23 protein-coding genes are annotated in these 23669 nt (G+C 54.6%); 10 read left to right on the top strand and 13 right to left on the bottom strand.

The window, feature by feature from the left end; all coding sequences use genetic code 11:
- Positions 1 to 59 precede the first annotated feature (59 nt).
- Positions 60 to 947, top strand: a complete 888-nt coding sequence (gene cho / locus ACVXHP_RS03045; RefSeq protein WP_447570823.1) for an excinuclease Cho — start codon at positions 60 to 62, stop codon at positions 945 to 947.
- On the opposite strand, the gene ves is transcribed toward cho, so the two are convergent.
- The 7 genes from ves to astC form a co-directional block, all read right to left on the bottom strand.
- Positions 907 to 1482: an environmental stress-induced protein Ves gene (ves, locus tag ACVXHP_RS03040; protein ID WP_447571142.1), complete on the bottom strand. Its 576-nt coding sequence runs from the start codon at positions 1480 to 1482 to the stop codon at positions 907 to 909. The two genes, cho and ves, sit on opposite strands and share 41 nt — an antisense overlap.
- A gap of 297 nt (positions 1483 to 1779) precedes the next feature.
- Positions 1780 to 2265, bottom strand: a complete 486-nt coding sequence (gene spy / locus ACVXHP_RS03035; RefSeq protein WP_200006649.1) for an ATP-independent periplasmic protein-refolding chaperone Spy — start codon at positions 2263 to 2265, stop codon at positions 1780 to 1782.
- A gap of 348 nt (positions 2266 to 2613) precedes the next feature.
- Positions 2614 to 3579 carry a succinylglutamate desuccinylase gene (astE, locus tag ACVXHP_RS03030; protein ID WP_447570822.1) on the bottom strand — a complete coding sequence of 322 codons (966 nt, stop codon included), beginning with the start codon at positions 3577 to 3579 and terminating at the stop codon, positions 2614 to 2616.
- Positions 3572 to 4915: an N-succinylarginine dihydrolase gene (gene astB / locus ACVXHP_RS03025; protein WP_447570821.1), complete on the bottom strand. Its 1344-nt coding sequence runs from the start codon at positions 4913 to 4915 to the stop codon at positions 3572 to 3574. Before astB ends, astE begins: the two co-directional genes overlap by 8 nt.
- On the bottom strand, positions 4912 to 6390 hold the full coding sequence (gene astD, locus ACVXHP_RS03020) for a succinylglutamate-semialdehyde dehydrogenase (RefSeq protein ID WP_447570820.1): 1479 nt from the start codon (positions 6388 to 6390) through the stop codon (positions 4912 to 4914). The genes astB and astD overlap by 4 nt, the downstream gene beginning before the upstream one ends.
- On the bottom strand, positions 6387 to 7421 hold the full coding sequence (gene astA / locus ACVXHP_RS03015; protein WP_079224490.1) for an arginine N-succinyltransferase: 1035 nt from the start codon (positions 7419 to 7421) through the stop codon (positions 6387 to 6389). The genes astD and astA overlap by 4 nt, the downstream gene beginning before the upstream one ends.
- The gene (astC, locus tag ACVXHP_RS03010) at positions 7418 to 8638 is read right to left on the bottom strand and encodes a succinylornithine/acetylornithine transaminase (RefSeq protein ID WP_316129519.1); all 1221 of its coding nucleotides are present in this window, start codon (positions 8636 to 8638) and stop codon (positions 7418 to 7420) included. Before astC ends, astA begins: the two co-directional genes overlap by 4 nt.
- 444 nt (positions 8639 to 9082) lie before the next feature.
- On the opposite strand from astC, the gene xthA reads away from it, so the two are divergent.
- From xthA to ACVXHP_RS02975, 7 genes are all read left to right on the top strand, one after another.
- Positions 9083 to 9889, top strand: a complete 807-nt coding sequence (xthA, locus tag ACVXHP_RS03005) for an exodeoxyribonuclease III (RefSeq protein ID WP_043016615.1) — start codon at positions 9083 to 9085, stop codon at positions 9887 to 9889.
- Between the two features lie 222 nt (positions 9890 to 10111).
- Positions 10112 to 10768, top strand: a complete 657-nt coding sequence (locus ACVXHP_RS03000) for a TVP38/TMEM64 family protein (RefSeq protein ID WP_447571141.1) — start codon at positions 10112 to 10114, stop codon at positions 10766 to 10768.
- Complete coding sequence (locus ACVXHP_RS02995; protein ID WP_447570819.1) at positions 10765 to 11475, top strand: TVP38/TMEM64 family protein; 711 nt, start codon at positions 10765 to 10767, stop codon at positions 11473 to 11475. Before ACVXHP_RS03000 ends, ACVXHP_RS02995 begins: the two co-directional genes overlap by 4 nt.
- Before the next feature lie 31 nt (positions 11476 to 11506).
- Entirely contained in the window at positions 11507 to 12676 is a 1170-nt protein-coding gene (locus ACVXHP_RS02990) for an ABC transporter substrate-binding protein (RefSeq protein WP_447570818.1), read from the top strand.
- Entirely contained in the window at positions 12649 to 14184 is a 1536-nt protein-coding gene (locus ACVXHP_RS02985; RefSeq protein ID WP_447570817.1) for a thiamine ABC transporter permease, read from the top strand. Before ACVXHP_RS02990 ends, ACVXHP_RS02985 begins: the two co-directional genes overlap by 28 nt.
- Positions 14184 to 14816, top strand: a complete 633-nt coding sequence (locus tag ACVXHP_RS02980) for an ATP-binding cassette domain-containing protein (RefSeq protein WP_304698120.1) — start codon at positions 14184 to 14186, stop codon at positions 14814 to 14816. The genes ACVXHP_RS02985 and ACVXHP_RS02980 overlap by 1 nt, the downstream gene beginning before the upstream one ends.
- 88 nt (positions 14817 to 14904) lie before the next feature.
- Positions 14905 to 16212: a sulfurtransferase gene (locus ACVXHP_RS02975; protein ID WP_304698118.1), complete on the top strand. Its 1308-nt coding sequence runs from the start codon at positions 14905 to 14907 to the stop codon at positions 16210 to 16212.
- A 44-nt stretch (positions 16213 to 16256) separates the two neighbouring features.
- Here ACVXHP_RS02975 and ACVXHP_RS02970 read toward each other — a convergent pair whose 3' ends face one another.
- Entirely contained in the window at positions 16257 to 16880 is a 624-nt protein-coding gene (locus tag ACVXHP_RS02970; protein WP_200006659.1) for a CDP-alcohol phosphatidyltransferase family protein, read from the bottom strand.
- Positions 16873 to 17442 carry a carboxymuconolactone decarboxylase family protein gene (locus ACVXHP_RS02965; protein WP_447570816.1) on the bottom strand — a complete coding sequence of 190 codons (570 nt, stop codon included), beginning with the start codon at positions 17440 to 17442 and terminating at the stop codon, positions 16873 to 16875. Before ACVXHP_RS02965 ends, ACVXHP_RS02970 begins: the two co-directional genes overlap by 8 nt.
- A gap of 79 nt (positions 17443 to 17521) precedes the next feature.
- On the opposite strand from ACVXHP_RS02965, the gene ACVXHP_RS02960 reads away from it, so the two are divergent.
- Positions 17522 to 17935 (top strand): pyrimidine (deoxy)nucleoside triphosphate diphosphatase, encoded by a 414-nt coding sequence (locus ACVXHP_RS02960; protein WP_200006857.1) that lies wholly within the window; start codon positions 17522 to 17524, stop codon positions 17933 to 17935.
- Here the strand turns inward: ACVXHP_RS02960 and ACVXHP_RS02955 are convergent.
- The gene (locus ACVXHP_RS02955; RefSeq protein ID WP_170973239.1) at positions 17895 to 18155 is read right to left on the bottom strand and encodes a YnjH family protein; all 261 of its coding nucleotides are present in this window, start codon (positions 18153 to 18155) and stop codon (positions 17895 to 17897) included. The two genes, ACVXHP_RS02960 and ACVXHP_RS02955, sit on opposite strands and share 41 nt — an antisense overlap.
- A gap of 252 nt (positions 18156 to 18407) precedes the next feature.
- Between ACVXHP_RS02955 and gdhA the strand changes: the two genes are divergently transcribed.
- Complete coding sequence (gdhA, locus tag ACVXHP_RS02950) at positions 18408 to 19751, top strand: NADP-specific glutamate dehydrogenase (protein ID WP_006684865.1); 1344 nt, start codon at positions 18408 to 18410, stop codon at positions 19749 to 19751.
- Positions 19752 to 19840: 89 nt separating this feature from the next.
- Here gdhA and ACVXHP_RS02945 read toward each other — a convergent pair whose 3' ends face one another.
- From ACVXHP_RS02945 to ACVXHP_RS02935, 3 genes are all read right to left on the bottom strand, one after another.
- On the bottom strand, positions 19841 to 21787 hold the full coding sequence (locus ACVXHP_RS02945) for a DNA topoisomerase III (RefSeq protein ID WP_447571140.1): 1947 nt from the start codon (positions 21785 to 21787) through the stop codon (positions 19841 to 19843).
- 4 nt (positions 21788 to 21791) lie between these two features.
- Entirely contained in the window at positions 21792 to 22835 is a 1044-nt protein-coding gene (gene selD, locus ACVXHP_RS02940) for a selenide, water dikinase SelD (RefSeq protein ID WP_061381471.1), read from the bottom strand.
- A gap of 116 nt (positions 22836 to 22951) precedes the next feature.
- Positions 22952 to 23503, bottom strand: coding sequence for an NAD(P)H nitroreductase (locus tag ACVXHP_RS02935; RefSeq protein WP_447570815.1), 552 nt, complete (start codon positions 23501 to 23503; stop codon positions 22952 to 22954).
- Between the last annotated feature and the right edge of the window lie 166 nt (positions 23504 to 23669).

The following is a 23669-nucleotide window of genomic DNA, read 5'->3' as shown; positions in this document are numbered from 1 at the left end:
GCTTTTTTAATCGCCCCTCAGCTGTTATACTGGATGGATAACCAGCAGCGGAGTGAAAAGTGGTACGCCGTCAAACAGCCCCTCGCCTGACATTAGAGGCAGCAGCAATTTATGAATACCCCGAGCACCTGCGCCCCTTTTTGAGCGCGCTTCCCGCTGTGCCCGGCGTCTATCTGTTTCACAGCGAAAGCGACACCATGCCGCTTTATATAGGCAAAAGCGTCAACATTCGCAGCCGCGTGTTGTCACACCTGCGTACCACGGACGAAGCAGCAATGCTGCGCCAGTCCAAACGCATTAGCTGGATTTGTACAGCTGGAGAAATTGGCGCCCTACTGTTAGAAGCGCGGCTTATCAAAGAGCAGCAGCCGCTGTTTAACAAACGACTGCGACGCAACCGTCAGCTTTGCGCCTTGCAGCTCACCGATCGGACTGTTCAGGTTGTTTACGCACGAGATATTGATTTCTCCCATGCCCCCAATCTGTTTGGCCTGTTTGCCAATCGCCGTGCCGCGCTACAAACATTACAAAGCCTCGCCGATGAACAGCAACTGTGCTACGGCCTGCTGGGGCTGGAACCTCTGAGTCGCGGGCGCGCCTGCTTTCGCTCAGCGCTAAAGCGCTGCGCCGGAGCGTGCTGTGGGAAAGAGAGTCCGCAAGCGCATCATTCGCGCCTGCTTGAAGCGCTGGAAAGAGTGCGCGTCATCTGCTGGCCATGGAACAATGCCATTGCGCTGCAAGAAACCCGCGCTGAAATGACTCAGTACCATATCATCAATAACTGGTTTTGGCTGGGTGCCGTTGCAACGCTGGATGAGGCGACAACTCTGGCGAGAATGCCGGCTGGCTTTGACCATGATGGCTACAAAATTCTCTGCCGGCCTGTTCTGTCTGGCGAATACAACATTATTGAACTGAATCCGGAGAGTGTCCCGGCATCCAGTTAATCTCGCTGAACAGCAGTTTCCCCTCGCGCTCCAACAGGCGCAGGGTGTGTTTACCATCGTGCCAGCTCGCGCCCTGATCGGCCGTCAGCAGCTTCTCACCCAATTGCCAGGCACCACTGATGACAAACACCACACCGCCACGAGAGCCAAAGGTCGTAAAAGTGCGATCGGCAACTCTGACTTTCGCCTGGCAAACATCTCGTCGGGTCATGATATTAAAATCCATCGACATCCGCCCTTCCGTCAGCTTTGCTTTTACTACCTTGTCACCCGCAAAAGTAAAAGGTTGATGCTGCTTCAGGATGTGAGTGAACATGTTCGCCTCTTCCAGTGTCACTTCCCCTCCTTCCAGCAAGGTAATAACCCGTTCTACGCCCGGGAAAAGCGAAAACTCACCGTTCGCTGCAAGGGAGGCGATACTCGCTCGCCAGTGAAAATCTCGTGTTGCTGGCGGAAAACAGCAAATCTCACGCGTTTCTCCCGCACCATTGCGCCACAGACTGACCGGCATTTTGCGGATATCAAAATATTCCATCATCCCTCCAGAAAGGCGTAGCACGGCGACCTGCCGTAAACAGCCAGCCATAAATCATCATTGTGATATTCACCCTGCAGAGTATCGTTATCGGCAACAGGGGTGATTAGCCTTAGCGCTGAATAGGGTATTTTGCAAAAAAGATTAACGCGCCATCCAGCGGACAAGAAAAAACCGCCGATCCTGCCCACATCGTTAAACGTGTTGTGGACAAGAGCGGCGGTCTTGAGTTTGTTGCACACTGTGCGGCACTGAACGCCGACACAGCATGACTAATTTAGTGTAGACGCCTGGTGATTACTCGGCAGCTTCCGGCATTTTACCTTTCTGCGCGGCACGTTCTGTCAGACGCTTCTCAAAATTGGCATTAAACTGCTTTTTCTGTTCCGGCGTCAGAATGTTGTAAATCTTGTTCTGCGTTTCCATATGCGCCAGCATGTTGGCTTTACGCTGTTCTTCCATCTTGGCAATCTGCGCTTCGGCTTTCGCTTTATCGAAGCTATCGCTGGCGATGATGTCGTGCATCGCGCGGCGTTCTTCCAGCGGCGGACGTTTCATCTGATCGCGCTGACCTTTCATGATGTCGCGAATCTGTTGTTTCTGCGCATCGGTCAGGTTCAGGTCTTTAAACATCATGTTGTGATGCGGGGCAAACTTACCGTTGTGGTGCATCATTGGTTTGGCATCCGCTGGCGCAGCTGTTGTGGTGTCAGCAGCATGGGCCAGGTTTGCAGCGCCCAGCGCCAGGGTAGAGGCAACAAACAGAGCAGTCAGTTTACGCATAATTTCTATCCTTTCTTTCAGTTATTTTTACGACATTCATGCGACTCTTATGCAATGTGATGTCGTGTTGACGAGATTAACTTTACCGGCTTAAGCGTCAATTAATCAGAGCAACGGTAAAACAATGAAAGTGTAAAAAACAAACTTTCATCAATTATGAAGAAAAAAAGAATAAATTGCGCAGAGTTGCAATAAAAAATTACAACAAGATGATTTTGAAAGGATTATGAAGAACTATACCTGAACTATGATTATTAAGAAAGCAACTTACCAGGAATAATCTGTAATAAAGTTAAAGCGCACGCATAAATAAACCCTCAGAAATAAACCTGAGGGCGATTATATTTATCAAAACCTTTCGAGCATCAATCCGGCACGTAAACCACAGGCCACGTTTGGGTTCGGAAAAAGAACGTATTCAACATCATGGGTGACGATAAAACGTTCATCTCCGTCCTGCGCCAGCAGCGTTCCCTCGGTAAAGGGGGTAAAGTTGAGCGTCTGGTTATCCATGTGGAGAATAAAATCATCGCTCCGACGCGTAATCTGAGAGACCACGCGGTAGCGCAGCGGGGATGTTTCTCCGGTAGACACTCGCTCGCCCCGTAGCAGCTTCGCCATCGCATCTGCCGTGCACGCAAACTGGGTCAGATCGTTTTGCCCGAACGGGAGTGCTTTACCCAGCTCCAGCGTACAGGCCAGCGCGCCAAAATGTTCAACGCTAAAATGGGTGAACGTGCCGCCTGGGGACTGATGGAAAACCAACGCCTCCAGCCCCGCATCCCCCAGCCAGCCCAGAAAATTTTCGTCCCAGGCAACGTTGCGTTGTGGCAACACGCCAAAGCGCAGATGCTGAGAGCCGCGAATCGCGGTGTGGAGATCCAGATGCCAGCGCACAGGCTCTTTCGCGCGCGAGTAAAAATCTTCCAGACACAACTCAAGCTCATGAGCTCTATGCGTTTCTTCACTCTCGGCAAAACTCTGCCACCGGCCACCAAACATACGGTTCAGGTCGCTATGACAATAACGTTTCCCCGCGGCCAGCGCCTGCGGGTTACCCAGAATTACCAGCAGCCGCCATGTTAGCGTCAGCTCACCGTTAAACAGTCTGGTCAGCAATGAATCAAGTATTTCTACCGGCGCGGTTTCATTGCCGTGAATCCCCGCAGAAAGCACCAGCGACTGCTCAACCGGCTTAGTTGGCGTCAGTTCCAGCACCCCGTGACCAAGCCATTGCCAGACAAAACCGTGAATTGTGCCCTGCGTTTTCTCAGGGGGGCTACCCGAGAGCGTCAGGGCCAGAAAATTATCCATGACGCGTTCTCTCCTGCTGGAAGGGATAAACCGAGCCGAGATTGAGCAATTGCGTCAGCGTATCCAATGCTTCACGTCCTTCGCGCAACAGCTGTGGATCCGCGAGGTCCGTTGCGATAAGACGATCGCGATAGTAACGGTCGACCCAGTTGTTCAGCGTATTGAATAGCGTATCGTTCATGATAACCGCCGGATTCACGGCCTGCAGCTCCTGTGGGGTAAGTACCACTCTCAGGCGTAAACAGGCCGGACCGCCGCCGTTGGACATACTCTCGCGCAAATCAAAGACTTGCAGGTCATCGATCGGATTGTCATCTGCAAGCAAGCGGTTCAGATATCGCCACACGCCCGCATGCTCCCGACACTCCTGCGGTAAAACCAGCATCATCGAACCGTCATCACGACTCAGTAATTGGCTGTTAAACAGATAGGTCGTTACCGCATCCTGCACCGACACCTCCTCGGCTGGGACTTCCAGCGCGGTAAAACCGTCCACCTGACAGCGTAGTTGCTCTAACAACGCTTGCTGTCTGACAAACGCCTGCTGATGACAAAACAGCACCTGGCGATTCGACACCGCAATCACATCATTATGAAACACGCCAAGATCGATGACGTCCGGGTTTTGCTGAGCAAAAACAAGCTGATGCGGATTGACCTGATTGAGTCGGGCTACAGCTTCACTGGCTTCGCGGGATTGTCTCGCCGGATAGCGGCTCGGCTGTGACGCGTTCCCCTCTTCACGACCGTAAACAAACAGTTGTACGCCGGGATCGCCATAATCCCCGCCAAGGCGGTTATGGTTTGCCGCCCCTTCATCACCGAATAACGCAACCTGAGGCAACGCGCCGTGAATCGCAAAGGTATTTTCATCGCGGAAAATCGAGCGTAACAAGGCTTCGGTCGTCGGCGCTTCCAGCGAACGGTGGAATTTATTATTCAGATTCGCCACCGTCAAATGCACTTTCCCGTCCAGCGAATCTGCTGAAGGACATACCGTTGCCGCATTCGCCACCCACATAGGTGATGCGGAGCTGGCGCTGGAAAGCCAGTGCGGCGCCTGACGCGCCACCTTGTCCAGAATCTGCTCATCACTGCCGCAAAAGCCCAACTGACGCAGCGTTGGGATATAGGGACGTTCATGAGGCGGGATCACCGCCTGAGGGAATCCCGCATCCGCCAGCGCTTTCATTTTTAACAAACCCTGCTTTGCCGCCAGACGAGGGTTCGACACCTGAAAACGGTGGCTGGTCGAAGCCTCATTACCAAATGACAGTCCCGCATAGTGGTGGGTGAGCCCTACCAGACCATCGAAATTTACCTCACGCGCTTTCATTGCTTATCCTCGCGAGAGAAATCCAGACCGGGGCTGAGCGCCGACGGCAGGGTTAAGGCCGGTGATTCCAGGCTCGCCATCGGCCAGGCGCAATAATCCGCGGCATACCACGCGCTGGCGCGATGGTTGCCGGAAGCGCCCACACCACCAAACGGCGCGGTGCTTGCCGCGCCGGTTAACGGTTTATTCCAATTAACAATCCCGGCCCGCGCCTCCAGCAGGAGCTGGTCAAACTGGCTGCGATCGGGTGAAACCAGCCCGCATGACAACCCAAAACGGGTGTTGTTCGCCATACGAATCGCATCATCAAAGCTGTGATAGCGCCAGACGCCGAGCAGTGGACCAAAAACCTCTTCATCGGGTACGTTTGCCACTTCGGTCAGTTCAATAATTCCCGGGGTCAGCAGCGACGTTCCGGCTTTCACCAGACGTGGCGCCAGCATCGTGCGCCCCCCTAACGACACCAGACGCTGCCAGGCATCGCAAACCTGCTGCGCGGCTTGTTCAGAAATCAGCCCGCCTAAAAATGGCTGCGGTTCTGCATCCCAGTGACCCGGCATTAAGCGTTGGCTGACTTCCACCAGACGCGCGAGGAACGCATCACCCTGCGCACCTTTTTTAACCAACAGGCGACGGGCGCAGGTACAACGCTGCCCGGCGGTAACAAATGCGGATTGAATGGTCAGGTGCACTGCCGCATCAATGTCGTCCGGGTTCTCAATGATCAGCGGGTTGTTGCCGCCCATCTCCAGCGCAAGGATTTTTTCCGGCTGGCCGGATAACTGTCGATGCAGCTGATAACCGGTATTGGCACTGCCGGTAAACAGCAGACCATCCAGATCATCCAGCGCGCTCAGCGCCTGCCCCGTTTCACGTCCGCCCTGCACCAGGTTCAGCACGCCCGGCGGCAATCCCGCCTGCTCCCACAGCTTTGTCACGGCTTCACCGGTCCACGGTGTCAATTCGCTGGGTTTGAAAATCACTGTGTTGCCTGCCAACAGCGCCGGAACAATATGCCCATTAGGTAAGTGAGCGGGAAAGTTATACGGGCCAAATACCGCCAGCACGCCGTGCGGGCGATGGCGCAACGTCGCCGCACCATCCGGCAATTCACTGTGCTGCTCTCCGGTACGCGCGTGGTAAGCTTTCACCGAGATAGCAATTTTATTGATCATTGCCGTCAGTTCCGTGGCGGCTTCCCAGCGTGGTTTACCGGTTTCCTGGGCGATAATCTGCGTGAGCTCGGCTTTATTGCTTTCCAGCAATGAGGCAAATTTTTCAACAATCGCCTGACGCGCGCTAAAAGGTTGTTTAGCCCAACCGGCAAAGGCTGCGCGCGCTGCGCGGCACGCCTGCGCCACCTGGGTTGCATCGGCGTCATTGCCCTGCCACAGCACATCACCGCTTACCGGATTGGTTTTCATCCGACGCTCACCCAGCCCGGTCACCCAGTCGCCGTTTATCCATAATGTCATGCTGTTTTCTCCTCTGCACAAAGACGCACAAAACGTACATGGTCGCCCGCGTGGCATTTCAGGGCGTCCAGTTGCGCCGCCGTCAGCACCAGACGTTGGGTGTCCGGGTCGGCGCGAACCAACATGACACGGAAGTTTTGATAGTTTTCATTGGCGACCAGACAGGCCGGGTAATCGCCGGTTGCAGGCTGACCTTCAGCCACCTCCACCAGCCTGCTTTTACGAATAGCCCGCACGCGATCGATATCGCATTCCAGCGTCGGACCGCCATCGAAAATGTCGACATAGTTGCGGTAGCGAAATCCTTCTTTCTCCAGCACCGCTCGCGCCGGAGCAGTTTGCGGATGTACCTGACCAATCACGCTTTGTGCTTCATCAGACAGGAAATGGGTATAAATAGGATGCTTGGGCATCAGTTCAGCAATAAAGGCTTTTTGTCCGGTGCCGCAGAGAAAATCCGCCCGGCTGAATTCCATGGAGAAAAAGCGTTTGCCGAGGCTTTCCCAGAAGGGGGAGTAACCGTGCTCATCGATTACGCCGCGCATCTCGGCCACCACCTTTTCATTAAACCGGTCACGAAATGCCGCCATAAACATAAAGCGCGACTTAGACAACAAATAACCATTGCCCTCTTTACGCCAGTCGGGATCGAGAAACAGAGAGCATAGCTCGCTGCTACCCGTGTGATCGTTACTCAGAAACAGCGTCGGCAGCGCGTTATATACGTTCAGCTCTTTCGAGGCATGCACCAGCGTCCCAACCCGGTAGTTGTACCAGGGATCGTTAAGCCCCACCGCCACTTCGATGGCGCAAATCCCTGCCACGGTTCCACTGGCGCTGTCTTCAAGTACAAAAACATAGCCTTGCTCACTTTTCGGCAACTCACCGCGCCAGGTTTGTAGCGAGCGCTCAATACGCGCCATCAGCGTGGCTTCATTGGCCGGTAACGAGGTCAGCCCACCGCCCGTCTTACCGGCCAGTTGCATCAGCGCGGTGATATCAGCGCGTTCAATCGGACGAATCACCATCATGATGAACCTCCTGCTTTAATGCGTTCGCAGGCCAGCGCAAAGCGATCAAGTCCGCTAGCAACCTCTTCTTCGCTGACGTTTAACGCTGGCGCAAAGCGCACCACGTTAGCACCGGCGATCAGTACCATCACTCCGGCATTGGCCGCCTCTTGCGAGATAAGTTTCGCTTTTCCGGCAAAATCCGCGTTCAGTACGCAGCCGATCAGCAGGCCGAGCCCACGAATTTCACTAAACAGTCCAAAACGTTCGTTAATGGCGTTAATACGCTCCACAAACCAGTCGTGACGTTGCTTGACACCGTTGAGCATGTCCGGCGTGTTAACAATCTCCAGCAGTTTGCCCGCCACCGCCGTGGCCAGCGGATTTCCGCCGTATGTTGTACCGTGTGTGCCAACCGTCATCACGCTGGCACAGTCTGCTGTCGCCAATAACGCGCCAATAGGGAAACCGCCGCCCAACGCTTTAGCTGTCGTCAGCAGATCTGGCGTAACGCCATAGTGCATATAGGCATACAGTTCGCCGGTACGGCCTACTCCAGTCTGGACTTCGTCAAAAATCAGCAGCGCATTGTGGCGATCGCATAATTCACGCAGCCCCTGTAAGAATTCATTTGTTGCCGGTACGACGCCACCTTCACCCTGCACCGGCTCAACGATGACCGCACAGGTGGTGTCATCAATCAGTTGGCGGGCTGAGTCGAGATCGTTAAACACGGCATGGCGGATATCCGGCGGCAGCGGCGCGAAATCTTGTGAGTAAGCGGGCTGTCCTCCGGCGCTGACGGTGAACAGCGTGCGGCCGTGGAAAGCATTTTTAAACGCCACGATACCGCTCTTCTGGCTGCCAAAACGATCGTGAGCAAATTTACGCGCCAGCTTCAAAGCCGCTTCATTGGCCTCCGCGCCGGAGTTACAGAAGAAAACACGCTCGGCGAAGGTGGCATCAATCAGCTTTTTCGCCAGACGCAGCACCGGCTCGTTGGTGTAGCCATTTCCCGTGTGCCAAAATTTGCTCGCCTGGTCGTTTAATGCCTCGCGCAATGCCGGATGGGCGTGACCCAGCGCGTTAACCGCAATGCCTCCCGCGAAATCGATATACTCTTTACCCTGCTGATCCCACAGACGTGAACCTTCGCCACGCACCGGAATAAAAGGAGCCGGGGCATATACGGGCATCATCCATTCATCAAAATTTTCACGCGTAATTGACAGAGACATAGCGACCTCAACGGTAAATAAAAAGTTATTTATATGTTAATAAATATAGTGTTTGCGGTGTAAATGTAGATTGCAGGGTTCGTGCCAGCCAGCAAAAAAAGTGCATAAACGAAGGTCGATGACAGGATATCAACAGGTTACAACGTGGCGATATTCACTTTATGCGCATAAAAAGTGAATATGTTCGCGCATCAGGCGACTAAATAGAGGAAAAACCGCAGTTTTATTCAGTTGCCAAATATAATTCTGGAAATGTGATCGTATACGAAATTTATCGGAAATTATTGCTCTGTTATGACGCGCTTCGCGCCAAAACGGTGCAGTTTTTGCTCCATCGTTAACACCATTGGCAATCATTGTTGGAATCAGGTGACAAGAAGCAGTCAGCCAGCAGAAATTCTGCTACCATCCTTGCACTATTCATCTTGCAAAGCGGCAGCAACTATGAAATTTGTCTCTTTTAATATCAACGGCCTGCGTGCCCGTCCCCATCAACTGGCAGCCATTGTCGAAAAACACCAACCGGATGTGATTGGCTTACAGGAGACAAAAGTCCACGACGACATGTTCCCTCTCGAAGAGGTAGCAAAGCTCGGTTACAACGTCTTTTATCATGGTCAGAAAGGTCATTACGGCGTGGCGCTGTTAACGAAAGAAACGCCAATCGCGGTGCGTCGTGGCTTCCCGGGCGATGGCGAAGAAGCGCAGCGTCGTATCATCATGGCGGAAATTCCGTCTCCTCTGGGCAGCATTACCGTGATCAACGGTTATTTCCCACAGGGCGAAAGCCGTGACCACGAAACCAAATTTCCGGCCAAGGCCGCGTTTTACCAGAATCTACAAAACTATCTGGAGACTGAACTGAAACGCGACAATCCGGTATTGATCATGGGCGATATGAACATCAGCCCAACCGATCTCGATATCGGCATTGGCGAAGAAAACCGTAAACGCTGGCTGCGTACCGGTAAATGTTCCTTCCTGCCGGAAGAGCGTGAGTGGATGGAGCGCCTGCTGGGCTGGGGCCTGGTGGACACCTATCGTCATGCTTATCCTGAAAAAAATGACCAGTTCTCGTGGTTTGATTACCGTTCAAAAGGCTTTGACGATAACCGTGGCCTGCGTATCGATCTGCTGTTAGCGAGCAATCCACTGGCGGAGCGCTGCGAAGAAACCGGTATCGACTATGAGATCCGCAGCATGGAGAAACCGTCCGATCATGCGCCGGTATGGGCTAAATTCCGCGTCTGACCTCCTGCGATTTTTCACTCTCCGGGCCTCGCCTGGAGAGTCTGTTGATGCTGTGCAAAATCAATAAAGCGACGGTAATACATTGTTGTGCCCGGGAATTTATTATATCTTCGCGCGCACTTTTCGCTGACGAAACGCTGCATTACACTCGGTTTTACAGGAGAACCCCCATGAAAAAGAAGTTCGCATAACGCAGAATACCGACTGCTGATCGTCGCGGTCCTGTTCTGCATTCTGGCGGGAGTTTTCCATTATTTCGGCCTGACCGACCTGATAACCAATTTCCAGCATTTACAAGACGTCATCCGCCAAAGCGGCATGTTCGGCTATACGCTTTATATCTTGCTGTTTATCATCGCTACGCTGTGTCTGATCCCCGGCAGCATTCTGGTGATCGTCGGCGGTGTGCTGTTTGGCCCTGTGACAGGGACGTTAATCTCGTTAGTGGCGGCAACAGTCGCCTCGGCGCTGTCGTTTTTGCTGGCCCGCTGGCTTGGTCGGGATCTACTGCTGAAATACGTTGGGCACACGGCGACATTTCAGGCCATCGAAAAAGGCATTGCCCATAGCGGATTGGACTTTCTGATCCTCACCCGGCTCGTGCCGCTGTTCCCCTATAATATTCAAAATTACGCCTATGGGCTGACGGCTATTCCGTTCTGGTCATTTACGGTGATATCTGCGGTAACCACCTTGCCCGGCATCTTTATCTATACGCTGATGTCGCACGAACTGGCCAGCGAAGGCATTACTCTGGCATTCATCGGCAAACTCAGCGTTGCGGGCCTGGCGTTATTCATTCTTGTTCAGGTGGCAAAAGCCTGGGCCAGATATAGACATATCGATCCGTCGTCCAGTCACGGGTGCGCAGATAAATGACAAAGCTGAATAAACCGCGATTAATCCGCTATTACCGGACAGGATTACTCGCTGTGCTGCTGCTCGCGCTGATGGCATGGGCGTGGATACCTGGCGTCAGCGATTTTCTCCGCGGCAGCCTGGCGGCGTTTACTACGCTGGATCAACATGCTCTCGAGAACTTCATTCGTTCGTACGGGACCCTGGCGGCGGTTGTATCGTTCTTCCTGATGATCTTACAGGCCATCGTCGCGCCGCTACCCGCCTTTGTGATTACGTTTGCCAATGCCTCGCTGTTTGGCGCGTTTTGGGGCGGTGTACTGTCCTGGAGCAGCGCGATGGTCGGCGCGGCGCTGTGCTTTTTTATTGCCCGCGTTTTGGGTCGCAGTGCGGTGGAAAAGCTGACCGGGAAAACGGTGCTGAACAACATGGACGCTTTTTTCGAACGCTATGGCAAGCACACTATTCTCATCTGTCGCCTGTTACCTTTTGTGCCCTTCGACCCGGTAAGCTATGCCGCGGGCCTGACCTCGATTCGTTTTCGCCACTTTATCATCGCCACTGGCATCGGTCAGTTACCCGCCACGATTGTCTATTCATGGGCAGGTAGCCTGTTAACCGGCGGTACGTTTTGGTTTGTTACCGGCCTGTTCATCCTGTTTGCCCTGAGCGTGGTGATTTCAGTAGCAAGAAGCCTTTACCTTGAGCGTCAACGGAAAAAAACCTGAGACATACGCCATTTTTAGCAATGGAGATATTATGCGTTACTGCTTATTGTGCCTGAGTTTGCTGCTCTGCCCGCTGGCGGCTTTTTCCCAGGACGCCAGCTGGCAGCAAATCAAAAATGATGCCCGCGGTCAGACGGTATGGTTCAACGCCTGGGGTGGCGATAACGCCATTAACCAGTATCTCGACTGGGTTAGCGGTGAGATGAAAACGCACTATGCCATTAACCTGAAAATTGTACGCCTGGCGGATGCCGCCGACGCGGTGAAACGCATCCAGACCGAGGCGGCATCCGGGCGAAAAACCGGCGGTTCTGTCGACTTATTGTGGGTAAACGGTGAAAACTTCCGCACTTTAAAAGAAGCTGGCCTGCTGCAAACCCAGTGGGCGCAGGCATTGCCTAACTGGCGCTATGTTGATACCCGGAAACCGGTCAGTGAAGACTTTGCCATCCCAACGGAGGGGGCAGAATCACCATGGGGCGGCGCACAGCTAACCTTCATTGCCAGACGCGATCTCACTGCCCAGCCGCCGCAATCCCCGCAGGCATTGCTTGAATTTGCGCAGGCGCACCCTGGCACAGTCACCTACCCGCGCCCGCCAGACTTTACCGGCACGGCTTTTCTCGAGCAGTTGCTGATTATGCTTACCACGGAACCGCAAGCATTGAAAGTTGCGCCCGATGCCGCCACATTCGCCAACGTTACCGCTCCGTTATGGCATTATCTTAACGCACTCCACCCTGTACTATGGCGTGACGGCAAAGATTTTCCACCCACGCCTGCGCGGATGGATGCGTTGCTCAATACCGGTACGCTGCGTTTATCATTGACCTTTAACCCAGCCCACGCGCAGCAAAAAGTGGCCAGCGGCGAATTGCCCAAAACCAGCTATAGTTTTGGTTTCTCACAGGGCATGATCGGCAACGTGCATTTTGTCACTATTCCGGCGAATGCCCGCGCCAGCGCCGGAGCAAAAGTCGTGGCAAACTTTCTGCTTTCTCCCGCAGCGCAACTACGTAAAGCCGACCCTGCTATCTGGGGAGATCCTTCGGTGCTTGATCCGCAAAAACTGCCTGACGAACAGCGTGACGCGCTGCTGGCGTATATCCCGCAAGGACTCCCTGCCGTACTGCCAGAACCACATGCTGCCTGGGTAAACGCTCTGGAACAAGAATGGCTACGCCGCTACGGTACGCATTAATTCTGTTGCTGTGGGGCATCATGACGGCAGTCTATCTGCCGCTGGTGCCAGCAACGTTCTCTCTGCTAGCCCCAGCGCTTCGCATCACGCACTGGCTGGCGCTCTTTGACGATCCTCAACTCTCGCAGGCGTTGCTGGCAACGCTGGTTTCCGTAAGCCTCGCGGCTCTGGGTGCCCTGACCATTGCGCTGTTGGCGATCCTCTTTTTGTGGCCTGGCGCTGGCTGGGCGCGACTGTGCTCGCGCCTGCCGTTGCTGCTGGCGATCCCGCACGTCGCATTCGCGACCAGCATGCTGTTGATTTTTGCCGAAGGCGGTATGCTTTGGCAGTGGCTGCCCTTTCTCAACGCGCAACCGGACCGCTATGGGGTTGGGCTTGGCATAACGCTGGCGGTGAAAGAGAGCGCCTTTTTGTTGTGGATCCTCTCAGCCCTGTTGAGTGAAAAACAACTTTCACAGCAGGTTATCGTCCTGGATTCGCTCGGTTACAGCCGTTTGCAATGTCTGAACTGGCTGGTACTGCCCTCCATCGCCCCTGCATTAGGCAAAGCCATGCTGGCCGTCGTGGCCTGGTCGCTCTCCGTTGTGGATGTGTCCATCGTTCTTGGCCCCGGAAATCCGCCCACGCTTGCCGTGCTGAGCTGGCAATGGCTCAGCCAGGGTGATGCCGAACAGCAGGCCAAAGGCGCACTCGCCAGCTTATTGCTGGTGTTGTTGCTCTTTATCTTCGCGCTGGTGGGTTATCTGTTCTGGCGTGGCTGGCGGCGCACAATTCCGGCAGTAAGTGGAATACGCCTGCATTTTTCGTCCGCGACAATCGCACGCCCGCTGGTACAACTTTTGCCCATCAGCGGAGTGGTATGCGTCCTGGTACTGGCGCTTTGCGCCAACTCTTCATCGCTCAACAGCGAGGCGCTCAGCAATAGTCTGCAACTGGGACTCATCTCCAGCGTGCTGGGGTTACTGATACTTTTTGCGTGGCTGGAATGGGGACCGCAAACCGGACACCGTTGGGTCTGGCTGCCCATTATCCTGCCCGCGCTGCCGCTGGTCACCGGACAGTATCTGGTGGCGTTATACACCGGACAAGATGGGCTGATGACGACCATCATCTGGGGCCACCTGCTGTGGGTGATGCCATGGATGCTGTTTGTACTCAAACCGGCGTGGCAACGCATTGATCCACGATTGATTCTGATTGCACAAACGCTGGGCTGGGCGCGAGGTCGCATATTTTGGCGGGTAAAATGCCCGCTGCTGTTACGCCCGGCACTGATCGCCTTCGCGGTTGGCTTCTCGGTCAGTATTGCCCAATATATGCCAACGCTATGGCTAGGAGCCGGACGCTATCCCACCCTGACCACCGAAGCGGTGGCATTAAGCAGCGGCGGCAGCACGGCTATTTTAGCGACACAGGCGCTATGGCAGCTTCTGTTACCGCTATTCGTTTTCGCACTGACGGCGTTTTTCGCCGCGTGGCTCGGCCGCTTTCGACAAGGACTCCGTTAATGCTCATCGTTCAAAGCCTTTCAGTGTACCAGGGCGCGACAACGCTACTGAAAGACGTTAATTTCCAGGTGAATAAAAGTGACATTGTCACTATTATGGGGCCTTCCGGTAGCGGTAAGTCTTCGCTGTTTTCGTGGATGGTCGGCGCATTGTCTTCTCAGTTTCAGGCTTCAGGCGAACTGTGGCTCAACGAACGGCGCATAGACACCCTGCCTACCGCACAGCGCCAGATTGGCATTCTGTTCCAGGATGCGTTGCTGTTTGACCATTTCAGCGTTGGGCAGAATTTACTGCTGGCCTTACCCGCCAGCCTGCAAGGATCCGCCAGACGCCATACTGTTGAAAACGCCCTTACGCGTGCGGACCTGGCAGGGTTTTATCATCGCGATCCGGCCTCACTCTCCGGCGGTCAACGATCGCGTGTCGCCCTGCTGCGCGCCCTGCTGGCTCAGCCTCAGGCGCTGCTGCTCGATGAACCTTTTAGCAGACTGGATGCGTCGCTACGCGATACCTTTCGCCAATGGGTCTTTACCGAGGTGCGCAAGCTGAATATTCCGGTGGTACAAGTTACGCATGATGCGCAGGATGTCCCGCCAGCAGGCCGTGTATTACAGATGGGAAACTGGGCGTGAATGTGGCGATATGCTGCGTTAACGCAAGGTTTTTCCTTAACCGGCGGCACAGAATGTCGTCTTCTTTTTTTCAACGTCGGGCTATTCGATGAAACGTGTTTCTCAAATGACCGCGCTGGCACTGGCTTTAGGGCTCGCTTGCGCTTCTTCCTGGGCTGCTGAAACAGCACAGACGCTCACCCTCAACCAGTTACAGCAAAAGCAAGGCGCGGCGATCGATACCCGTCAGAGCGCTTTTTACAACGGCTGGCCGCAATCGCTCAACGGTCCTTCCGGACACGAACCCTCCGCACTGAACCTGTCTGCCGCCTGGCTCGACAAGATGAATGATGAACAACTCAATGCCTGGGTTAAAGCGCATCAGCTGAAAACCGATGCACCGGTGGCGTTGTATGGTAGCGATAGCGAGATGCAGGCCGTTAAATCCCGCCTGCAGAAAGTCGGTTTTAGCCATATTTCCACCCTCAGCGACGCCCTTGCGGATCCTGCCCGCCTGCAACGTCTGCCGCACTTCGAACAATTGGTTTACCCGCAGTGGCTGCACGACCTGCAGCAGGGAAAAGACGTGACCGCCAAACCGTCGGGTGACTGGAAAGTGATTGAAGCCGCCTGGGGAGCGCCGAAGCTGTATCTGCTCAGCCATATCCCCGGTGCGGGCTACATTGATACCAACGAAGTCGAAAGCGAACCGCTGTGGAATAAAGTTTCCGACGCGCAGCTCAAGGCGATGCTGGCGAAACACGGCATCCGTCACGACACCACGGTGATCCTCTACGGTCGCGACGTCTACGCCGCCGCGCGCGTGGCGCAAATCATGCTGTATGCAGGCGTGAAAGATGTGCGTCTGCTCGATGGCGGGTGGCAAACCTGGTCAGATTCCGGTTTACCGGTGGAACGTGGCACGCCGCCGACGGTGAAAGCGGAGCCTGATTTTGGCGTTGCTATCCCTGCCCAACCACAGCTGATGCTGGATATGGAACAGGCTCGCGGCCTGCTGCATCGCCAGGATGCGTCGCTGGTCAGCATCCGCTCGTGGCCTGAGTTTATTGGTACCACCAGCGGCTATAGCTACATCAAACCAAAAGGTGAGATCGCCGGCGCGCGCTGGGGCCACGCGGGGAGTGATTCTACCCATATGGAAGATTTTCATAACCCGGACGGCACCATGCGCAGCGCGGATGACATCGCCGCCATGTGGAAACAGTGGAATATCACGCCAGACCAACAGGTTTCTTTCTACTGCGGCACCGGCTGGCGCGCTTCAGAAACGTTTATGTATGCCCGCGCGATGGGCTGGAAAAACGTCTCTGTTTACGACGGTGGCTGGTATGAGTGGAGCAGCAATCCGAAAAACCCGGTGGCTACCGGTGAACGTGGCCCGGACGCCAGCAAGTAAGATTGGCATTATTGCCGGATAAGCCTATCCGGCAAGGCAAGACATTACGCCTGACGCTGAGCCTCTTTCAGCGTCAGATATCCACTCCAGATCCGGGTGAACGTCGTCATCCAGCACAGCGCGCCAAAGACCCACGCCAGCACCGCAAAATATCCCGGGAACAAACAGCCCAAAACAAACAGCAGGATAGTCTCAGTGCCTTCAGTTAGCCCCCCCAGATAATAAAACGATTTATGCGCGTAGCCCGGGTTATCAATATCGTGTTTCGCAGCCAGGGCGGCGAAAGCGAGGAAGCTACTGCCAGTGCCAATAAACGCAAACAACAGCCAGCCGCCAGCCAGTGCGTTTTGCGCAGGCGCGGCAAGAATAAAACCAAACGGTACCAGGGCGTAAAACAGAAAATCGAGTGAAATATCGAGAAATCCTCCCGCGTCGGTTAACCCTCTGCGCCGCGCCAGCGCCCCGTCCAGTCCGTCAAACACGCGATTAAGCACAATGACCGCCAGCGCCGCCAGATACCAGCCTAACGCCAGAAATGGCAGAGCCAGCACGCCAATAGCAAAACCAACCAGCGTCAGGCCATCCGGGGTAATCGCGGGCTTATCAATAATGCCCACACAGCGATGCAACAGCGGTTTTAACCGTGGATGAAGATGACGGTCAAGCATGCGGGCGTCCTTTAAAACTGTCGCACAGTCCTTGCGAAGGAATATCGAAGGCGGCATTAAAACGCGCCGAGAGATTTTGAAACGCAATCAGCGCGGTCATTTCAGTAATGACGTCATCGGTAAAATGCTGCTTCATTTGCTTTTTCAGCGCATCGTCAATCTGCGGTGGCGTGGCGGTCACCGCATCTGCATAGGCCAGCGCTATGCGCTCTTCTGCGCTAAACAGCGTTGATTCTTGCCAGTTGGCGACCTGCAAGACTTTATCCACCACGCCACAGCGTTCAGCCAGCCGTAAACTGTTAGCATCAACGCAGAAAGCACAGTGGCACACCTGAGAAACGCGGGTCATTAGCAGTGCACGCATCACCGGCGTTAAGCGCGCCTTTTTACGCTCCAGAAAGCCGACAAACAGCGCCACCAGCCAGAACAGAAACGGCATCCGCCCCCACCAGCGTGTAGGATGCAGCACATCGCCATAATGTTTTTTCTGCGTAGCGACGAGCGGTTGCAAACTGGAGGGGATACGCGTTAACGGATTTACCCACGAGTGAGGATCGTTCAACGATGACTCCTGAATACTTTAGATAACTCAAAGATAAATATAGTATGTCATTTTCTGCTGTTAGATCTTGATGAATATGATGAAAACCCTCGACGTGGTCGCCGCTATCATTGAACGTGATGGCAAAATTTTACTGGCTCAGCGTTCGCTGGATGCGGATCAGTCAGGCATGTGGGAGTTTGCTGGTGGTAAGGTTGAGGCGGGCGAAAGTCAGCCCGAGGCGCTGGTGCGTGAATTGCGTGAAGAGTTGGGCATTGAGGCGGTCGTTGGGCGCTATATCGCCAGCCACCAACGTGAGGTTTCGGGCCGGCTGATTCATTTACATGCCTGGCATGTACCGTCTTTTCAGGGAGAAGTGAATGCGTATGAACACCAGGATATTGTCTGGTGCTCGCCCGAAGAGGCGCGACGTTATCCGCTGGCGCCTGCCGATATCCCGCTGTTAGAAGCCTTTATTCTTTTACGCGCCGCCAGACCAGCGGATTCGTGCTGATCGTTTTATCATCGCGTTGGCACTGAAGCAGCACACCATCCGCTTTAATCACCGCCCCTTCAGAATAGTTTTGATCCTGATAAATACAGCACTGACTACAGGGCTGCGCTCGCTGACCGCTGGAACTGAACACTTCCGGCGGCACATTCACCTGCACATCCGGGCGATAAAGCTGATTTGCCAGCGTCGCGCTGGACACCAGTACCAACGCTCCTGCCATGATTAAACGGCGCATATTCTTTCCTTTGTGACTGACAGTTATGCTCAGTATAACGGTATAAATCGGCAGAAACTTTAGCCCCTCCCGTCATCGTTTTTGGTTATGACCCTCGCCGCAATATTAATTTACTTAGCGGGGTTAATTTTTTCTTGCGTCCCGTCACACTGCTGGTGGTATAGTCAAAAACTGCAAAACACTTAACACAAATATCAAAAATATAACCATATCAATACATAAGAGGTTTTTATATCTATGGATCAGACATGTTCTCTGGAGTCGTTTCTTAACCATGTACAAAAGCGCGACCCAAACCAAACCGAGTTCGCGCAAGCCGTTCGTGAGGTAATGACGACACTGTGGCCTTTCCTTGAGCAAAACCCGCGCTATCGTCAGATGTCGCTGCTGGAGCGTCTGGTTGAGCCGGAGCGCGTGATCCAGTTCCGCGTAGTCTGGCTGGACGATCGTAATCAGGTGCAGGTTAACCGTGCGTGGCGCGTGCAGTTTAGCTCCGCCATTGGCCCATACAAAGGCGGCATGCGTTTCCATCCTTCCGTGAACCTGTCGATCCTGAAATTCCTTGGTTTCGAGCAGACCTTCAAAAACGCCCTCACCACCCTGCCGATGGGCGGTGGTAAAGGCGGGAGCGACTTCGATCCGAAAGGTAAAAGCGAAGGTGAAATCATGCGTTTCTGCCAGGCACTGATGACCGAACTGTTCCGCCATTTAGGTCCCGATACCGACGTTCCGGCGGGCGATATCGGCGTGGGCGGTCGTGAAGTCGGCTTTATGGCCGGGATGATGAAAAAGCTGTCCAACAACAGCGCCTGCGTGTTTACCGGTAAAGGTCTCTCTTTCGGCGGCAGCCTGATTCGCCCGGAAGCGACCGGCTATGGTCTGGTGTACTTCACCGAAGCGATGCTTAAACGTCATGGTCTCAGCTTTGAAGGCATGCGCGTGGCGGTCTCTGGCTCTGGCAACGTGGCGCAGTTCGCCATTGAAAAAGCCATGGAGTTTGGCGCCCGGGTAGTGACCGCTTCCGACTCCAGCGGTACCGTGGTCGACGAAAGTGGATTTACCAAAGAAAAACTGGCGCGGCTGTGCGCGATCAAAGACAGCCGTGACGGTCGCGTGGCGGATTACGCCCGTGAGTTTGGCCTGACCTATCTGGAAGGCAAACAACCGTGGTCGGTTCCGGTCGATATCGCCCTGCCGTGCGCCACCCAGAACGAACTTGATGTCGATGCGGCGCGCGTGCTGATTGCCAACGGTGTGAAAGCTGTCGCCGAAGGGGCAAACATGCCGACGACCATCGAAGCGACCGATCTGTTCCTCGAAGCAGGCGTTCTGTTCGCGCCGGGTAAAGCCGCCAACGCCGGTGGCGTTGCGACCTCTGGTCTGGAAATGGCGCAAAACGCCGCACGTCTGGGCTGGAAAGCGGAGAAAGTGGACGCGCGCCTGCACCACATCATGCTGGATATTCACCATGCCTGCGTTGAATACGGCGGCGAAAGCAAACAAACCAACTACGTACGTGGCGCCAACATCGCGGGCTTCGTGAAAGTTGCCGACGCGATGCTGGGTCAGGGTGTGATTTAATATTGTCTCTGTAGACCCGTAGGCCGGATAAGGCGCGAGTGCCGCATCCGGCAAAGCCTGATGGCGCTACGCTTATCAGGCCTACAGACTTACACGCCTGCCTCTTCGGATGGCGGGCTTTTTTTCGCCGGGCGTTTACGCGGCGCACTCTTTTTCTTATCGCCACCACTGCCACCCGGCGCGGTAATTCCCCGGAAGCGTCGTACTGGCGTACTGCGCGCCTGATCGATGAGCTGATACAGCGTTCCCACCAGCGGCTGCATAAAGTCCTGATAACGACACTGCTTTTCACTGATTTGGGTCAGAATAGATTCCCAGTGCGCGGTCATATCCGGACGCGTCGCCATTTCAGGCAGCGAGTGAAACAGTGCTTTTCCGGCATCGGTCGAATGGATATAGCGCCCTTTTTTCACCAGGAATCCGCGTTTAAACAGCAGCTCGATAATCCCGGCACGCGTCGCTTCGGTGCCTAATCCATCCGTGGCGCGCAGGATCTTTTTCAGATCTTTATCCTGCACAAAGCGCGCAATCCCGGTCATCGCTGACAGCAGCGTCGCGTCGGTAAAATGACGTGGCGGCTGAGTCTGACGTTCAACCACTTCGCCTTTTTCGCACAGCAATTCATCGTCTTTGGCTACCACCGGCAACGGCGTCCCGTCGTTATCCTCATCGCGCTCTTTGTTGCCAAGCAGCGTACGCCATCCGGCCTCTGCCAGAAAACGCGCTTTGGCGACAAACTTGCCTTTGGCAATATCCAGCTCAATGACGCACTTACGGAATACCGCATCCGCACAAAACTGCATCAAATACTGACGGGCAATCAGGTTGTAAATTTTCGCTTCGTTGTCATTCAGATTGATGGACGAACTGCGCGCGGTAGGAATGATGGCGTGGTGCGCATCCACCTTTTTATCGTCCCAGCAGCGGTTGCGCGTATCGGGATTGACCGCCGGTTGCGGGAGCAGATCCGGCGCATGGACGCTAATCGCATTCAACACCGCGTGACGTCCGGCAAAATGTTCTTCCGGCAGGTAACGGCTATCCGAACGCGGGTAGGTGATCAGTTTGTGGGTTTCATACAGCTTCTGGCAGATATCCAGAACGTTCTGCGCGCTCAAGCCAAAGCGTTTCGCCGCTTCAATCTGCAATGCCGACAGCGAAAACGGCAGCGGCGCGGATTCTGATTCCCGTTTATCGTTATAGCTGGTGACGAACGCCGGCTGGCCGTTAATACGGTTCACCACGTGTTCAGCCAGCGTGCGATTCAGTAAGCGCCCTTCTTCATCCTGATACGGTTCACATGCTTCGCTTGGCTGCCAGATAGCGGTAAACCGCTCATCGGCAGGCGTCACGATATGCGCTTTCACTTCAAAAAAATCTTTGGCGACGAAGTTTTCAATCTCTTCATCACGACGCACAACCAGGCCGAGCACCGGCGTCTGTACGCGCCCGACCGAAAGTACACCCTGATAGCCCGCGTTGCGCCCAAGAATGGTGTAAGCGCGCGTCATATTGATGCCGTACAGCCAGTCCGCCCGCGCCCGCGCCAGTGCCGATACGCACAGTGGGATGAACTCACTGTTGGCGCGCAGACGCTCAATAGCCCGCTCGACGGCCTGCGGGTTGAGATCGTTGATCAGACAACGTTGCACCTGCTGGCGCTTTTCGGGAGCCAGTTGCAGGTAATCCAGCACTTCATCCACCAGCAGCTGTCCTTCACGGTCGGGGTCTCCTGCGTGAATAACTTCGCTGGCTTCATGTAAAAAGCGCTTAATGACGTTGAGCTGTTTGGTCACCGAAGGACGCGGCTGCAGTTGCCACTTTTCCGGGACAATCGGCAGATCGACCAGACTCCAGCGCGCATAACGACTGTCGTAGGCGTCTGGCTGCGCCTGCTCTAGCAGGTGACCAATACACCAGGTCACCACTTGACCGTTTCCGCATTCAATAAAACCGTCACCTTTGCGATGCGGCTTTGGCAGCACATCGGCGATAGCACGCGCCAGACTCGGTTTTTCGGCAATAAACAACCGCATCGAGTTAACGGATCTCAACCATGGCGCGACCGCCACGAGCTTCCACTAACTCACCAATTGCCGTGAGATCGATACCAAACTGCGCCGCTGCCGCTTTCACTTCGGCTTCAGCTTCCGGCGTTACCGCCAGCAGCAGGCCACCGGACGTTTGCGGATCGCAGAGCAGGTCGCGTACCGGCTGCGGCATTTCACCCATCAGGTGTCCGTAGCTGGCAAAGTTACGCTGGGTACCGCCCGGCACCGCGCCCTGCGCGATGTACTCTTCAACGCCAGGAAGCTTAGGAATATCCTGGTAGACGATCTGCGCCTGAACGCCTGCGCCCTGACACATCTCGCTCAGATGCCCCAGTAAACCAAAACCGGTAACGTCGGTCATGGCTTTCACGCCCTCGATATCGGCAAATGCCGCACCGGCAATGTTCATCCGACACATCACTTCCGTCGCCAGCCCAATATGTTCGTCCTTCAGCAGCGATTTTTTCTCTGCGGTAGTCAGGACGCCAATGCCCAGAGGCTTGGTCAGGAACAGTTTGCATCCCGCCTCGGCGGTGCTGTTTTTCTTCACGCGTTCAGTCGGCACAACGCCAGTAACCGCAAGGCCGAAGATAGGCTCTGGGGCATCAATAGAGTGACCGCCCGCCAGCGCGATACCCGCCTGACGGCAGGCAAAGCGTCCGCCTTCGGTCACTTCGCGGGCGATTTCCGGCGCCAGCTTATCAAGCGGCCAGCCCAGAATAGCAATTGCCATAATCGGTTTGCCGCCCATAGCAAAAATATCGCTGATGGCGTTGGTGGCGGCGATGCGGCCAAAATCAAACGGATTATCGACAATCGGCATAAAGAAATCGGTGGTGCTGATAACGCTGGTGCCATTACCCAAATCGTAGACAGCGGCGTCATCGCGGGTTTCATTACCCACGAGTAAGTTTGGATCAACGAACTTCGCCTGCTCACTGTGCAGGATGGTTTCCAGCACTTTAGGGGAAATTTTACAACCGCAACCGGCTCCGTGGCTGTATTGCGTTAAACGAATAGCTTGCTCGCTCATGGACATCTCCTGTCATTGCAATTCGGATATGGTAGCGCTCATTCCATGATGTGGTAAGAGTGACTGTCTGAATTCAGGTGTCTTTGCTCATAATCCAGACAGTTTTGCCGTTGATATCAGAAATAACGAACAAATGCGCTTGGATCGGCAGGGCTGATCGTGGTGGACGCTTTGAGCTGCGGCGTGCCCAGATAGAGAAAACCGACGATCTTATCCTGCGGGCGACAATCAAACGCTTCGCGAACTTCCGCGCTTTCCGTTAATGCGCCGCTACGCCAGATACCGCCAAAGCCCTGAGCGACAGCGGCCATCTGCATGGCCATTACCGCGCAACCGGCGGACATTTCCTGTTCCCACAGCGGAACCTTGTCGTTTTCTTCACATTTCGCGACGACGGTAATGATCAGCGGGGCGCGAAACGGTGCCGTCCGCGCTTTTTCCTGAGCTTTCTCGTCGCTGCCTGCGGCAATAGCGCCTTTTTCAAGCACGGCGCTAAAGCGTTCGCGCCCGTCCCCCTCAATGACAAAGAATTGCCACGGTTGCAGCGTTTTGTGGTCTGGCGCGCGCATTCCCGCCCGCAGAATGTTTTGCAGTTGCTCTCCCGCTGGTGCCGGTTCGACAAGACGAGAAGCGCTACGACGGGTGGTGAGTAATTCGAGTGCATCCATTTGTTTAACTCCAACAATGAGATTTATTCACAAAATTAACACGTGAGCGGATTTTGTTACAGCACAGGCGGTGATTCCTGCTGACAAGTGCCTGTCGGGTCATTACGATAGCCACATCTTAACGCCTTTTTCGGGATAACCGGGTGGCGTGTTGTTAATCGGTAGG

It is taken from the genome of Citrobacter freundii complex sp. 2025EL-00176 (assembly GCF_053309355.1).
Note: the sequence above shows the minus strand (reverse complement) of the source record. Positions and strands in the feature narration are given on the sequence as shown.